Origin of the sequence: Oceanobacillus salinisoli (genome assembly GCF_009733865.1) — a bacterium.
GTDB lineage: Bacteria > Bacillota > Bacilli > Bacillales > Amphibacillaceae > Oceanobacillus > Oceanobacillus salinisoli.
In genome coordinates this window covers 165850-181538 of record NZ_WOFB01000002.1, presented here as the reverse complement: position 1 = coordinate 181538, position 15689 = coordinate 165850, and the positions used below count along the sequence as shown (strand labels likewise).

The 15689-nt window shown below is 36.2% G+C and carries 14 protein-coding genes; 4 read left to right on the top strand and 10 right to left on the bottom strand.

Features of this window, described 5'->3' with window-relative positions; translation table 11 throughout:
- Positions 1 to 59 precede the first annotated feature (59 nt).
- The 3 genes from GMJ66_RS02685 to GMJ66_RS02675 all read right to left on the bottom strand — a co-directional run bounded on the left by GMJ66_RS02685 (position 60) and on the right by GMJ66_RS02675 (position 3095).
- On the bottom strand, positions 60 to 977 hold the full coding sequence (locus GMJ66_RS02685; protein ID WP_156288801.1) for a glycine betaine ABC transporter substrate-binding protein: 918 nt from the start codon (positions 975 to 977) through the stop codon (positions 60 to 62).
- A gap of 68 nt (positions 978 to 1045) precedes the next feature.
- Positions 1046 to 1903 (bottom strand): ABC transporter permease, encoded by an 858-nt coding sequence (locus tag GMJ66_RS02680; RefSeq protein ID WP_156288800.1) that lies wholly within the window; start codon positions 1901 to 1903, stop codon positions 1046 to 1048.
- The gene (locus GMJ66_RS02675) at positions 1896 to 3095 is read right to left on the bottom strand and encodes a quaternary amine ABC transporter ATP-binding protein (protein WP_156288799.1); all 1200 of its coding nucleotides are present in this window, start codon (positions 3093 to 3095) and stop codon (positions 1896 to 1898) included. The genes GMJ66_RS02680 and GMJ66_RS02675 overlap by 8 nt, the downstream gene beginning before the upstream one ends.
- A gap of 313 nt (positions 3096 to 3408) precedes the next feature.
- Here GMJ66_RS02675 and GMJ66_RS02670 point away from each other — a divergent pair, with 313 nt between their 5' ends.
- Positions 3409 to 3897: a GbsR/MarR family transcriptional regulator gene (locus GMJ66_RS02670; RefSeq protein ID WP_156288798.1), complete on the top strand. Its 489-nt coding sequence runs from the start codon at positions 3409 to 3411 to the stop codon at positions 3895 to 3897.
- On the opposite strand, the gene GMJ66_RS02665 is transcribed toward GMJ66_RS02670, so the two are convergent.
- Positions 3898 to 4251, bottom strand: a complete 354-nt coding sequence (locus GMJ66_RS02665; RefSeq protein WP_156288797.1) for a DUF1878 family protein — start codon at positions 4249 to 4251, stop codon at positions 3898 to 3900.
- Positions 4252 to 4497: 246 nt separating this feature from the next.
- Here GMJ66_RS02665 and GMJ66_RS02660 point away from each other — a divergent pair, with 246 nt between their 5' ends.
- Both GMJ66_RS02660 and GMJ66_RS02655 read left to right on the top strand, forming a co-directional pair.
- Positions 4498 to 5040 (top strand): DUF3267 domain-containing protein, encoded by a 543-nt coding sequence (locus GMJ66_RS02660; protein ID WP_156288796.1) that lies wholly within the window; start codon positions 4498 to 4500, stop codon positions 5038 to 5040.
- Positions 5041 to 5596: 556 nt separating this feature from the next.
- A complete protein-coding gene (locus tag GMJ66_RS02655) occupies positions 5597 to 6475 on the top strand; it encodes a peptidylprolyl isomerase (protein WP_156288795.1) in 879 nt (292 codons plus the stop codon).
- A gap of 103 nt (positions 6476 to 6578) precedes the next feature.
- Here the strand turns inward: GMJ66_RS02655 and GMJ66_RS02650 are convergent, their stop codons facing one another.
- On the bottom strand, positions 6579 to 6773 hold the full coding sequence (locus GMJ66_RS02650) for a sporulation YhaL family protein (RefSeq protein WP_197046582.1): 195 nt from the start codon (positions 6771 to 6773) through the stop codon (positions 6579 to 6581).
- Positions 6774 to 7108: 335 nt separating this feature from the next.
- On the opposite strand from GMJ66_RS02650, the gene GMJ66_RS02645 reads away from it, so the two are divergent.
- Positions 7109 to 8335 (top strand): HD domain-containing protein, encoded by a 1227-nt coding sequence (locus tag GMJ66_RS02645; RefSeq protein ID WP_156288794.1) that lies wholly within the window; start codon positions 7109 to 7111, stop codon positions 8333 to 8335.
- 138 nt (positions 8336 to 8473) lie between these two features.
- Here the strand turns inward: GMJ66_RS02645 and GMJ66_RS02640 are convergent, their stop codons facing one another.
- From GMJ66_RS02640 to GMJ66_RS02620, 5 genes are all read right to left on the bottom strand, one after another.
- Entirely contained in the window at positions 8474 to 9022 is a 549-nt protein-coding gene (locus GMJ66_RS02640) for a GbsR/MarR family transcriptional regulator (protein ID WP_156288793.1), read from the bottom strand.
- 69 nt (positions 9023 to 9091) lie between these two features.
- Complete coding sequence (locus GMJ66_RS02635; protein WP_156288792.1) at positions 9092 to 12034, bottom strand: ATP-binding protein; 2943 nt, start codon at positions 12032 to 12034, stop codon at positions 9092 to 9094.
- Entirely contained in the window at positions 12031 to 13263 is a 1233-nt protein-coding gene (locus GMJ66_RS02630; protein ID WP_156288791.1) for a metallophosphoesterase family protein, read from the bottom strand. Before GMJ66_RS02630 ends, GMJ66_RS02635 begins: the two co-directional genes overlap by 4 nt.
- Positions 13264 to 13458: 195 nt before the next feature.
- A complete protein-coding gene (locus GMJ66_RS02625; protein WP_156288790.1) occupies positions 13459 to 14712 on the bottom strand; it encodes an ABC transporter permease in 1254 nt (417 codons plus the stop codon).
- On the bottom strand, positions 14705 to 15604 hold the full coding sequence (locus GMJ66_RS02620) for an ABC transporter ATP-binding protein (RefSeq protein ID WP_156288789.1): 900 nt from the start codon (positions 15602 to 15604) through the stop codon (positions 14705 to 14707). The genes GMJ66_RS02625 and GMJ66_RS02620 overlap by 8 nt, the downstream gene beginning before the upstream one ends.
- Positions 15605 to 15689: the final 85 nt, after the last annotated feature.

Sequence of the window (15689 nt, the reverse complement as noted above, 5' to 3'; positions counted from 1 at the left end):
TTTAATATAAAGGCTGATACCGGTTATACGTATCAGCCTTTATAAAAAAGTTATATGAATTATTCGATGCCTTCTGTCCATTCAGCAACTTTATCTTGGTTTTCTTCAACCCAAGTAGCTGCTGCATCTTCAGGACTAGTACCATCTTGAATAGCAAGCATTACTTCTTCCATATCTTCCGTTTCCCAATAGAAGTTATCTAATACTTGATAAGCTTCTGGTGCATCTTGTTCTAATCCTTTACGAACCATCGTATTAATTACTTCTGCTTCACCAAATGATCCTTCAGGGTCTTCTAGATATTTAAGGTCGTATTTACCAAATTTCCAGTGTGGAGACCAGCCCGTGACAATGATTTCTTCTTCATTTTCATAAGCTTGGCCTAATGCAGTTGCCATCGCACCACTTGAAGAAGTTTGTACTTCCCAGCCTTCTAAGTTTTCATAGTCTTCTAAAGCTTGTTCAGCTGTAGCTACAACACCAGCACCTGGTTCAATACCAGTAATTGTTTGTCCAGCTTCTTCTGTTAAATCAGCAATAGAATCTGCATCCATATATGTTGGTACAACTAGACCAATCGCAGCACCTTCAAGGTTTGATCCTAAATCAACCATCTGGTCTCCATACTCTGCATATTGAGCTTCGTGTGTTCCTGGTAACCATGCAGCAACCATACCATCAGCTTCTCCGCTAGAGACAGCTTCCCACATAACGGCATTGTCAAGTGGTGTTAATTCTACATCATAACCTAAATCTTCAAGTACTTTTCCAACAACATGTGTAGATGCGATTTCTGTATCCCATTCTACGTATGCCAATTCGATTTCTTGACCTTCAAGGGATGCTGATTGTTCTGTACCTTCCTCAGAACCAGTATCTGTGTCTGTTTCTTCTTCTGCAGCTCCACAACCTGCTGCAAATAATGATAATGAAAGTCCAGCTGCAACACTTAGACGTTTCCAGTTAAGTTTAAACATAACTATGAATCTCCCCTTCTTTATAATTTATATATGGAAACTTTTCGTAGAGAAAAGATACCAACAACTTAATCTTTTTTCTTGTTCATACTTTGTGTAATACGATCAATAATAATTGCTAATATAACAATTCCAAGTCCTGCCACAAAACCAGTACCAACCTGTGCACGCTGCAAGGATGATAAAACCTCTCTACCAAGGCCTGGTGCCCCAATCATGGAAGCAATAACAACCATGGAAAGAGCCAGCATAACGGTTTGGTTAATACCTGCCATAATGGTTGATTTAGCCATTGGCAATTCTACTTTAAATAACTTCTGTGCACCAGTACTACCAAATGCGTCTGCCGCTTCGACTAATTCTTCGGATACTTGCCTGATTCCCAAGTTTGTAAAACGAACTGTAGGAGGAGTTGCGAAGATAAGGGACGCAAACACCCCAGGCACCATTCCAATACCGAAGAACGCTACTGCTGGAATCAGATACACAAATGCAGGCATCGTCTGCATAAAATCAAGAATTGGAGTAATGATTCCATTTGCAGTCTTGCTTTTCGACATTAAAATTCCAATTGGAACACCAATAATCACAGATAAAATACTTGCCAACAGTACCAGCGTTACGGTATTCATCAAATTATCCCAATGCCCTTGATTGTATATGAGCCACAGCCCGACAATCGAAAACGTCGCCAAACCAAACTTTTTACCTGATACAAAGAATGCAATCACCGCTATAATTAATATAAAAATGAAAGGCGGAATGGCCATCAATACATCATCTGCAACGAAATCCATAAAATTGCCAAAGTATTTATTGATAGGATCAAACAGAAATGAAAATACATCTGTTATTTTATCTGTCAACCATTCAGTTCCTTCAGCAATTGGTATTCTTGGCGCAAAGTCTAATAAACTATTAAGCATTTTCTAAATTCACCTCGCTATCCCCAGCTAGTGCTGCAATTACCGAACCACGTACAATAATCCCTACTAATTTTCCTTCTTCCACAACGGTTACTGGAACCGGTGAGTCATGAATGATGGTAAATATATCATGCAATGCCGTATCCTTTTCTACTTTTGGCATATCTGTTCTAATGATTTGCTGTAAATCTTTGATGTCTTTTTTCCGTGCATCAGATGCATCCTCAGCTGTGATGTATCCTTTCAAGTTTTTCTTACTGTCAATGACAAAGATACTGGATAGACCCTCTTCTCTCATCCTTTCCAGTGCTACACGAGGACCATGTTTTTCCACATTTATTGTTTCCGGTCGTTTCATAATGTGCTGAGCAGTCAGCACCTTAGACCGATCCACATCTTCCACGAATTTTTCAACATAATCATTTGCTGGCTGTACCAATATTTCTTCCGGTGTTCCAATTTGTACAATGGAACCATCTTTCATTAATGCAATTCGGTCTCCAAGACGTAATGCTTCATCCAAGTCATGTGTAATAAATATAATGGTCTTCTGCATCGATGTTTGCAGGTCAAGCAGCTCATCCTGCATTTCTTTACGAATCAGTGGATCCAGTGCTGAAAATGCCTCATCCATTAATAACACCTTTGGATCATTAGCCAGCGCTCTGGCCAGACCTACACGCTGCTGCATCCCACCTGATAATTGACCAGGGTATTGATGAATATAATCCCCAAGCCCCACTAATTCCAACGCTTGTTTTGCTTTATTTTCCCGTTCTTCTTTCGGTATATTCTGTATTTCCAATCCATACTCTGCATTTTGCAAAATGGTTCGATGTGGAAACAGACCAAATTTTTGGAATACCATACTTAATTTTTCTCTTCGTACTTGACGAAGAGCAGGCTTATCCATTTTAGACAAATCTTCTCCATCAATATAGATACTTCCTGATGTTGGCTCTATTAATCTATTAATAAGTCGAACTAAAGTTGACTTACCACTCCCTGATAGACCCATGATCACGAATACTTCTCCTGGTTCTACAGAAAATGAGGCTTGATTAACACCAACCGTATTCCCTGTTTCCTTCAGTATGGCTTCTTTAGATTTCCCTTCATCAAGTAGCTTTCGTGCATGTTTTGTATTCTTTCCAAATATCTTTGTTAATTTATCTACTTCTATGATTGGCATATCTTTCACCTCTTTCTAACAATTTATCTACAACTTATGTGTTTAGCCAATATCATCGTTGCTTGCTATATAAGCAAACCGAAAGTTCTAAACAGCAAATTACTACCTTACTACTATATACCTAATCATTTGTTTTGTACAAACTTAAAATACGGTTGTTTTTGGATATATTTTACGTACAGTTTAAACTGTACAAAAAATACAAAGATATTCCTTTCTTTTCCTCCCATTTCCTCCAAAATCCTAGGCAATGACGCATTTTTAATTCCTTTCTATTTCGTGTAAGGTTTACATAGAGGGGACGGGTTGGAACATGAATACATGGAAGAATGAAGAAACCACACATAAAATAATGACAGAATTGGCAAAAACAGTTGAACTGTTCGGATTAAATCCTGTTGAAGCAAGATTATTTTCTTATTTATACCTTTCAGGAAAACCGCTTACACTTGATGAGATGAGTGAAGCTTTAGGTAAAAGCAAAACTTCCATGAGCACGAATATTCGAAGTCTATCGGAATTGAATCTAGTAACACGTGTATGGAAGAAAGGAGTACGAAAAGATTTATATGAAGCAAATTCTCCACTGTATAAAATATTTATGGATTTTTATATCAAAAAATGGATGGATGCAGCAAATAGCCAAAAGAAATCCTTAGAAGAAATTCAGAGATTAATTGAAAGACAACAAAAGAAGGATGAGCCTTCAACAGATTCTGATAACATTACAGATCGGCTGAAGGAAATTATTGGCTTTCATAAAGAATTGGAATTGCTCTTCAAGAAAGCAGAAGGAGATTAATTACTTTTTTCGAAGTTTGGATTCATATAATAAGATTTTTGTAAACTCAGCCATTAAAGAAGGATAGTATCCTTCTTTTTTTAATGCCGAAATCGTCTCATTAGGATCCAATTTTTCATTTAGCATTCCAGCAAATTGAACAAGCAATGTTGTAAAATCGATGAGCCCCTCTTCCTTTTGCTGCAAATAAGTCTCGTTTAGTTGGTTTAGAAATTGCATTAATCCCTCATATTCTGTTTCCGTTATATTTTTCTCAATAATTAGTTTAATAAATGGAAATGCATCTATATCGATAATTTTAGATAGTAAATGTATATGAAATGAAGAAGTATTACAATTCCTAATATCCTTCAACTTAAAAAACCTCCATTTTAAAGGTAAAAATTCTTTTGTTATATCATAGCTTGTCTGCTTCTTCTGCCCATTTTCTATAAATACACTAAATAATTCTCACACTTTTTATATACATGAAATAATATTTATTATATTTTCACATAAAAATAACAAAAAAACTATTGATTTTTATTCCGATTCATACTATTATTCTTGAAGTACTCTTGATGGGCATACCAAATTTATGAAGCATGGGAGTGATTCAACATGAATTGCTGGAAATCAATCAACCCTAATAAAGAAATGGGGCAGAGCAGAACACTTTTAATTTCCTTACTAATTGGTGTTCTATCATTCATTATTCTTTATGTTCCTTTTTCTATTTATCACGGAACCAATCGTTCCCATGAAGCCGGAATTATTCCATTTATAATAGCAATTTGTTTTATGCCTACCATTCACTCGTTTATGCATATTCTACCATTATTAATCATGCGAAAACGAGCGAAAATTGTCTATAAACTAAAAATAAAATTTATTCCTGTTTTTACCTATTATACAAAAACCCATATCACAAAAAAAGTTTCTTTAATTGTACTATTATCACCAACGATATTAGTATCACTGACAGGTATATTCGCAACCTATTTATTCGTTGACTATTACCTGTATATACTGCTCTTCACTTGTATGCATATTGGGATTAGTTTCATTGATTTTTGGTGTATAAACCAAATTATTCGTGCTCCCAAAGAAGCATTTATCCAAAATGAAAATGATGGCTACGATATATTGCTGAAGGCAAATTAAAGACTGAGATAAAGTGTTTTAGTTTAAAGAAAAATCCGAACTGTGATTCAAAATTCTTCATTAGAATTTGAATTAGTTCGGATTTCTTTTTTCATAAGTCCCATATTAGATTAGAAATCGTTCGTCTTGATAATTTATGGTTGTCGTTGTAGCTCAACCTGGCCCTAAGTGACCTTCATGTTTAGTTCCGAGCTTCTTCGGGAACCTAGAACCTTTCTACGTGACCTTTTTACGCTGGCTCGAACTCGTTCGGGAACCTAGAAACCTTCTACGTGACCTTTTCACCCTGGCTCGAGATTGTTCGGGAACCTAGAAACCTTCTACGTGACCTTTTAAAACTGGCTCGAAATCATTCGGGAGCCTAGAACCTCTATACGTGACCCTTTTAATCCCGTTATGATTTGTCGCGGATGTTTCCACACTTTTTCTTCAAAATGTGGCATAAGTAAGTTATTTTTAAAGTATTTCACTTTCCGCTATTATTTTTCTGTCAAAGTATGTTATATTTATTTTTGAATAAAATAAGAAAGTAAGTATAAAGATTAGGAGTGTTCAGATGAAAAAACTAGCCGCGGCTCTAGCATTATCAGCTAGTGTCTTAACTTTAGCTGCATGTAATAATTCAGACTCGGAAGTTGTTGTAGAAACAAATGCTGGGGACATTACCAAAGATGAATTTTATGAAGAACTAAAAAACCGTTACGGTGACTCTGTACTTGAAGAATTGGTAACCGTTAAGGTCTTAGAAGATAAATATGAAGTCTCAGAAGAAGATGTTGATAATGAAATCCAGAGTATGAAGGATATGTATGGAGAATCATATGATATGCTCATTCAACAAAACTTTGGTGATGAAGAATCATTACGTCAAATTATACATATTTCTTTACTCCAAGAGCAAGCAGCAGCGGAAGATATCGAAGTCTCTGAGGAAGAAATTCAAGAACGATATGATCGTAAAAATACTGAAATTGATGCACAGCATATACTAGTAGAAGATGAAGAAACCGCAAATGAAGTAAAAGAAAAACTGGATGAAGGTGAAGATTTTGCTGATCTTGCTGCTGAATATTCGACAGATGGTACAGCACAAGACGGTGGTAACCTTGGTTACTTTTCAGCTGGAGAAATGGTTGCTGAATTCGAGGATGCTGCATATAGCATGGAACCTGGTGATATTAGTGACCCTGTCCAATCTCAGTTCGGATTTCATATTATTAAAGTAAATGATGTTCGCGAGAAAGAAGAGAGTATTGGTGAATATGAGGATGTAAAGGAAGAGTTACGTCGTGAATTAGTATCTGAAAAAGTAGACATGACTACTTTACAGCAAAAAATCAACGACATGATTCAAGATGCTGACGTGGATATTAAGATTGAAGAATTCCAGGACATGTTTGAACAACCAGAACAGACAGAAGAAGCACAAGGTTAAAAGCAAAGCGAATCATTTCCAGTATATTTATTAGTTAAAACTTAGTTAAAAGAGGTTGTCCAGATTAATCGGACAACCTCTTTTTATTTTTACTAAACTCCAGTTAAGAAGTTTGCTGTCTTTTTTTATCTCTTTCTTCCCTTTCTTTTCTCATACGTTCAATATATACTTTTCCTTCTTTTTCTGCATATTGCTGTTCCAATTCCCGTTCAGCAATCATAGCTCGAAAAGACATATAACCACTAAAAAATATTAAGACGATTACCGCTAAAATCCACCAAGGTATACCTGCAATCACTGTCCTACCTCCCTTGTCCATTTCTATCTACCCAAATATATATGAATCATCTTATAAAAATATAACTTTTTCAGAAAAAGTAGATGAAAAAAATGAATCTTCCCCTGCAGATTGTGAGTACCACAAGGGTATGACTAAAGGCCTCTGAACGAACCAGGAGTTTACCGCCTGCCGTCTCCACTTATCTATCTTGAAGCATCTCAAACTTTTCTTACAGCCAGTGAATCACGTGATAAATTCTTTCCTAATTTATAGCAGTCTAGTAAACTATAATATAAGAAATAATAATCATAAAATTAATCTTACAAGAAGAGTTTTTCTATTGGAGTGATAACTTGACAAACACACAATTTTATTTTTATAACCATGTTCCCGTAAAAATCGATACAACTGAGCTTGAACAAAAACAAATATTGGATCAGTATCCGGTTCCTATATTACCAAATGGGCAAGATACATTTGTTCTCGAAGATCAAACAGCTGGCGACCGAGTTCACGTTCGTTTGCTGGTTAACGATTATCAAGTGCAGCTAACAAAAACAAACAAAGAATTTATAAAGATAAGATTTAGCAATAATGCAGGAACCATTAATGCGAAAATATGGGATAATCAAGGTGCCGTAGAACGAATTCTACCATTGCTTGAAAGCTACTCCATATTTGATATTGCTGGCAAAGTCGATGAATTCAATGGCTTTAAATCACTGACTGTCGATGAATTGATCCCTTGTGAAGAGGAGGTCAATCCGTTTTCTTTCCTCCCTTATACAAAACAGGATTTAGAAAGCTTCACGATCGAGCTTTTTTCGTATTTGTATGAACTAAAATCCCCCTATCAGGAGATTGCTATTGGTGCTATGAATCGATTTTGGAATCAATTTTCCATCAGACCTGCTGCAAAGGGATATCATCATAATTATTTGGGTGGTTTATTAAAACATACAGTCGGTTTAATGCGCTTTGCGAGATATATTTTAAAATTTGAAGAAGACCCCTATAAAGCAACGATGAAGCTCATGCACATCGTAGAAAAAGCTCATAAGAATGAATTATGGGCACAAATTCAAGGAGAGCAAAATCAGCCACTAATTTGGAAAAATACGATTGATCACTTGTATGACATGTTCTATCGTATGATGGAGCATAAAGAATGCAAACCAAATTACGACTTACTTATCACAAGCATTCTATTTCATGATATTGGAAAATTACTGGAGTATGACCATGCAGGAAAAACATTTGAGGAATTTCATTTCTTATTCCCGACTGCAATAGATTCCAATTTTGAAAACCGAAAACAAGCTGGTATTGCCATGGACGAGTTAGGAGTAATGGTTGGTCATATTCCTTATGGTGTGCTTATTTTAACTAAGATTATTGAGGCTGAGAATATTGCTATTTCTATGCAGGAAATTCATCAAATGGCACATTGTATCCTTTGTCATCACGGACTTCCAGAATGGGGATCAGCTGTTAAATCCCCACAGACTATGGAAGGATACCTTATTCATATTGTCGACTATTTAGACAGCAGATATGAAAATACAGAAGGAATCAAATAATAGGTTGTATTTTAAAATCTTGTTTTGACACAAACTATAAAAACTGCAAAAATGAAAAGCAGCATCAAAACTTACTAAAAATCCACATAATAAAACAAGCACAAAGATATTTCCATTCATCTTTGTGCTTGTTTTTCTTTACTTATTTTTGGGAATGTAGTTAAATATTTCTCCTGACTCCACAACCTTGATAAATTGGATAAGCCATTGATAATAATTCTTGGCGTAATCTAATTTTTCCAGATCCTGCGTTATTCTTTCCTTTAGCTCCTCGTCCTCTGTCTTATTATACATTTCTTCTAAAATCTCAATGGTTTCCTCGGCTTCTTCAATATTGGTTTCCGTTTGCTTCCGCCAGCGAGTTCCAAATAATGAAGTAAATGATTTATACCAATCTTCTTCTGATTGATACAGATCTTTGCGTATCCCTTTACGGAACCTCGATTCCACCATCTTCATATCAGCTAAAGTACGTACACCAGTGGACATACTTGTCTTGCTCATCGACAAAGCATCTCGCATATCATCTAATGTCATCGGTTCATCATTGAAATATAAAACACCATATAGTCTTCCTATAGACGGTGTAATTCCATATAAATTCATATTTTTTGCAATGATCTGGATAAATTTTTCAATAATTGCCTCATGCTTTTCCCAGTTCTTTTCATCTTTTTCTGCTGTCAATGGATGTTCCCTCCACCTACATGTAATCTGAAAATAGTGTACCATTAAATGCTAATTTATGCGAATCGTTTATGCTAATAGACGTATTTCCAAATTTTTAACAGCATCTACAGCTTCTTCCTTACATGTAAAAAGTATCATCTGATGTTTTTCAGATATTTCTTCTACAATTTCCATAATCCGCTTTATTCGTATCGAATCAAAGTGCAGAAATGCATCATCCATCATAAATGGCAACTTGTGACGCTCACTCATCGTTTGACTGATTGCAAGTCTTAAGGATACATACAGCTGGTCCATGGTACCTTTGGAAAGTTCGTTCACCTTATAACGAATACCACCTTCTGTTTCCACTTGAAATGGTTTATGATCCATTGGCGCAAATACTCTCTGATACTTATTTCCTGTTAGCCTCCGGAAGTAATCTGACGTTATTTCCATCACCTGACTTAAATATTTTTCTCGATATGTCCGTTTCGTTTCTATCAATAGCTCTTTTGCTGTTTTTATTATTGCCCATTCCTTTGCCAACTTATTTAACTTCTCCTGTTCCATTTCAAACTGATGTAAATTGTTTGAGTACTCATCAGATGATTCCATCGTTTCTAGTTGGACTTGAAGGCTCGCTAATTCCCTTTGCATTTCTTCCATTTGCTTTTCCATTTTCTCAATCGTATTTTGAGTATTTTCTCGTTTCCATTCCAGGGTATGCTCATCTTCCTGTTTTCCAGCAAACTGCTTCCACTCCCCATTAGGAAACAATCTCTCCAACTGATCAAGCGTTTTTTCCATTGCAGCCTTTATTTCAAGCTTCTCACCTAACCGATTTGCCTTTTGATAAAATGCATCCTCCGTTTTCACATGAGCCTTTTCAAATAAAACCGTCATTTCTTTTTGGTACATTTCAACCCGCTGCCGTAATTCGTGTTGTTTTTGTTTATTCTCTGCCAGTAAATCAGAATATTGGCGGATATGCTGGGAAACCTCCCTCTGCTGTTCAAGAAATGATTCTATTGTATGGATTTGATGTGAAATAGATTGATCTTCTTCCCACTTATTTTTTTTAAAAAATTGAGCAACTTCCGAGTGATACTCACTCACTTTCTTCAACAATCTTTCCGTATCAGCCTTGAGGTGCAATAGTTCTTTGTAATGTGTTATCAACTGTTTCATTGCATGGAAAAATTCCGGCCAGTACGTATGATCAACCTGTTTTAGAAAAGGATAATTTTTGTATTGTACATGGATTTGTTCCTCTATGTTATATTCTTTTTCCTCTAATTTCTTTTTTACATCCCGATTGTTTAGACGTTGGATGTTATTGGCTTTTAGTTGGTCTTTCACATTTTCCATTTCACTAACACACTTGTTATGATGTAACAACTGTTGTTCTACTTCTTGCTTCTGTTCTGTCGATACCTGGGTGCCGACAGAAGGTTGTGCTTCTATTTGTATCATTTTTTCCACTTCTTTTAGCGATTGCCTTCCTAAAATCCATTGTCCGATTCCAATTACAAATATAATCAAAGTGATTTGAAACAGCCAATTCACTTCGGTTAACATTGCTGCAATTCCAGTGATTACGGCAACCAAAATGCAACCCGCTAATAAACGATTTATATCTTTTTCTTTTTTCTTATTTTTCCGCTTCCAGTTTTGTTGCTTTAGATTTGATTCGGCCAGTAATTTTTCTAATAAACGGTTCTCATTGTATACATGGATTTTTTCATTTAATTCAAGAACCTTTTCTTCAGGTAAACTTTGTTCTTCTAACTCTTCCAGTTGGTTATATAGATCATTTCTCTCCTCATTTAGTTGCTTCGCTTCTAGGGTGTTTTTTTCTTTTTCCAGTTTAAGCTGCTCTAAATCATTTTTTAGCTGGGTCCACATCTTTTCCAAATGAAACGGAAAGGATATTTCCCCTAAATCTTCCAGTTGCAGACCAATATTTAAACGGTTCAATTCGCCTTCTATTTCCAATTGCTTTTTATTTAAAGTATTTTCTGTTCGTTCCAATTCATTGCTGGTATCAAGAAACTCCTGCTTTCTTTGTATAAGTGATTGTGCATCATCCTGTATCTTCTGTTCCGCTAATTGCTCATGTAGGTTATTCAGCTTTTGCTGATACTTCTGTCCATTTTCTTTCAAAACAGCGAGTTCACTTTGTATAGGTAACAGAGAAGCCTTTATGTTTTCCAGACGCTCCATGCCATTCTCTGGAAAAGTCAGGTTATCCTCATCGTTTTTTAATAGATTTTGATAACGGTTGTAGTCCTGAAGAATCGGTAATGCTTGCATATGTTTTTCCAAACTCACCAAATGAGCTTTTTCTTTCTGAATCTCTTCTTGGAGCTTCATCATATGATTCTCCAAAGTTAATTTACTATTTCTCTTTTCACGGTAAGTTGTCTCATTGGCTTTATAATCCTGTAAAGACGCAAATCGCTTATCCAATATTTCCAGCTGTTGATTAATCACAGGCTTTTTACCGGATGGTTTAAATAAATCACCCAGCTGATTGTCCAACTGCTTTTCCAACCTATGAATCATCGTTGAACCTGACATCCCAATCCCCAGCAGCACTTCTCCAAGATCTTCTTCTTTCATATCATCGATTCCTGCTAAATCCATCGATGAAAAAGAAAAAATAGATTGATATGTTTTCATTGTCATTCCCTTCAGCCGTTCCTTCAGCCAGGCTTCACCATATTCCTTTCCATCCGGCGTATAACAGATTGCCTCCCCATTATTTACTTGGTCTGTCCGCTCAATCGAAAACATTCCTTCATCGATATCATACATGGTTAAGCTTCCACCTATTGTTCCTCCTATTTTCGGACGATAAAATTCCCTCTGTTTTGGTGGAAATCCAAATAACATAAACAAAATAAATTTTTGGAGTGTTGATTTTCCCGCTTCATTTTCCCCATAAATACATATACCGTCAGAAAACTCGATATCATAGTCAACCCATTTTCCAAAGCCATAAATGGAAGCCTTCACTATTTTCATTCGCTTCCCCCCTTGAACAGTTGATTGAACAATAATTCTTTTGCTTCTTCTTTCATTATTTGCTCCTCTTCGTTAGTAAGCTGCACCAGATACCTTCTTGCTTGTTTATGGTGATACAATTCTTTCACATTGGCTTGGACGGATACATAATCTACTTGTCTGATTAATTCGCCAATAAAATGATCTCCTTTTCGAAGTTCTATATCCGCTTTTTTTTCCTTTACTTCTGTTACTACCCGAAAAATATATTTCCATGGCTGGGCATAAGCAATCGGCTCATTGATAACTTCTACCAGTTCTTCCAGCAGCTTATCGTTTTCCCATTGTCTTAGGGTGGAGCGGCCAGTCAATGTTAGGTCTATCAATTCATTTCCTGTTAATTGCCGGCTATTTATTTCTTCTTGAATGCATCTTTCTATTTCATAAAGATCTTCACATTGAGAAACATCTATGTATACTGGATGAATAGTGAATGCCTGGAGGGGAATAAAAGACAGATTTATATCTGTTTCCGATAAAACAACATGATAGCATCCCTTTTCTCCCGTCTCTTTGCGGTTTCTTCCTTGGATATTACCTGGGTAAACTATTGGCGGTTTTTCTTTTAAAACTTCCCGTTTATGTATATGGCCCAGTGCCCAATAATCAAAAGGCTCTTTTTGTAAATCCGTTAATTGAAAAGGAGAATAAACATCATGTTCCGTATTGCTCCGAATACTCCCATGCAGCATTGCAATATGAAAAGGTATTTGTCTGTCTTTGACTTTGTAATCCTTAGCCTTCTCCTCTAGTACAGCCCGGTTTTCATAGCTGAATCCATAAATTTTTGCTATGGCCTTACCTGCTTTTTTAAATATAAAATCGGATATATTTTCATCTGGAAAAATAAATACATTATCCGGATATGTAACAGGATGGATATTCCCATTGATATAGTCATGGTTTCCATATGACAAATAGACGTGAATCTGATGTCGCTTAAGCTCTTCAAATGCCCTGCGCAACCGTACTTGTGCTTTTAAGCTTTGCTTTTCATTATCAAATAAATCTCCGGTAATAAGCACAAAATCTACTCTTTTTTGTATGGCAGCCTTAACTAAGTTATCTAAACTGTTAAACGTACTCTCTTTTATGTCCCGAAAAATATGTTCCGGTGTATAGGAAAGCCCTTTGAAAGGACTGTCCAGATGTAAATCCGCGGCATGCATAAAGGATATTTCCTTTTTCATATCCTCACCTTCTTTTCCTATGATTACCTACATTCTAGCAAACCACGAAACAGAATGCACGTTCTGTTAATAACATAAAGTGAATCTTCAATCAGCGGGGGGGGCTTACAGTCAGTTAATCACTTGATAAATACCTTCCACTTAACGTAGTAAAGTAAATAGCAAAAAAAGGCCACACACCAGTGACCTTCCTTTCTATGATTCTTTCTTCGATAATGTCATTGCCCTCTTAAAATCTTTCCATGAACTGGAGCGGCCATACATGAGAACTCCGCCTTTGTACACTCTTGCACCAATCACTGCAATTAAAATAATGGTCGCAACTAATATTCCGATAGATAACACTATTTCCCAGGCAGGAACATCCAGCATCCCTACCCGCATGAACATAATCATTGGTGAGAAGAATGGAATATATGATGTTACATTAATTAATGTTGAATCTGGTACATTTAAGCCATACATTGCAATAAAAAAAGCAATCATCACTAAAAATATTAGGGGCATCATCATTTGCCCTGCATCCTCAACGCGCCTCACCAATGAACCTAGCATAGCCGCCAATGTTGCATATAATAGATATCCAAGCAAAAAGAAAACGATAGCATATATATAGACAGAAGGAGATATATCCTGAAATCCTAGATATTCAAATATCCCACCAACTAACTCGCCCTGCTTAGACGATATGAGTAAATAACCTACTAAGATAAAAGTTCCTACCTGAGTTAACCCAAGCAATGCAATTCCCAGTATTTTTGCAAACATATGTGTAACCGCGGGGGCGCTTGATACTAAGATCTCCATTACTCTCGAGGATTTTTCATTAGCGACATCCGTCATAATCATCTGCCCATATGCCATTACGGTAAAATATAAAACAAATAGCATTACGTAAACAATTCCTCGCGCCTCGTTAAGCTCCTCCATTGACTTGGCTGTCTCATCCAATGCTATGGTTTGAAATACAACCGGTTCGTTAATATCAGCAAGTGTCTCCTGATCAATCCCTGATTGTTGTGTCGCCATCGCCACCTTTAATTGCTGAAGCTGCTGTTCTATAAACATTTGATTCCCCATATCGGAAATATTATTGGCATAATACGTTGCTTCCGGTAATTGATTATCATTTAATGTTAGAACGACAAGTGCTTTATAGTCTTCTTTTTCAACCGCAGCTTTTCCTGATTCTTCGTCTCCAGTAAACTCGATTAACTGTAAATCTTCGCCAACAGCTTCGGCATTCATCATTAAAGGTTCCCAAAGCAGTTCGGACTCATCTATAACCGCAATTTTATCTGCACTTTCGTCTGAGAAAAATTCCATAATTGATTGAATGTTTGCTAATCCTAAAATAAACAATAGAGTAATTATCGTACTAATAATAAATGATTTCGTTTTAAGTCTGGACATATAGGTGTGTGTGAGGATAACCCAGAATTTACTCATATGCTGCACCGACTTTCTCGATAAAGATGTCATTTAAAGAAGGTTCTTCGAGTTCAAATTTACGAACAAATCCTTTTCCTTGCAATTCAGAAAAAATCTGTTGCGACACATCTTCATTTTCGATTTGCAGCTCACAGCCATCAGCAACTTTTTTGTATTGTATTACTCCAGGCACCTTTTGCAAAAATTCTAATGACGTGTCCGCATGTATAAGGAGATTTTTTTTGCCAAAAGATCGCTTAATTTCCCTTAGTGAACCTTTTACAACTGGACTTCCTTTATGCAGGATACATAAATGTTCACATAATTCTTCTACATGCTCCATGCGATGGGATGAAAAAACGATTGATGTCCCCTGTTCCTTTAGGTCAACGACAGCGCTTTTCAGCATTTCCACATTCACAGGATCTAATCCCGAAAATGGTTCATCTAAGATTAATAGATTCGGATTATGTATGACGGCTGATATAAACTGGATTTTTTGCTGATTTCCCTTGGATAGCTCTTCTACCCGTTTATTCATATATTCCGTAACCTTAAAGCGCTCCAGCCAGTTTTCAAGTTCTTGAACTATTTTCTGTTTTTTCATTCCCCGTAACTTACCTAAATAAATAATTTGCTCCTTCACCGTAAGTTTAGGATAAAGCCCCCTCTCTTCTGGAAGGTAGCCAATTAAATGGCTTTTTCCATAATTTATTGATTCACCATTCCACGTAATTTCACCTTCTGTCATATCCAGCAGTCCGAGAATCATACGAAAGGTAGTTGTTTTCCCAGCACCATTTCCTCCTAAAAATCCAAACATCTCTCTTTCTGGAATTTCCAAGGACAGATGGTCTACAGCTGTTTCTTTTCCATAACGCTTTGTTACTTGCTTTAATATTAATGCCATTTCTCTCTCCCCTTTCAGACACTATTACGATTATAGCACTTCAAAGTTTCAGCTTTTGTTAGAAAAGTGTAAATTTGTATTTATT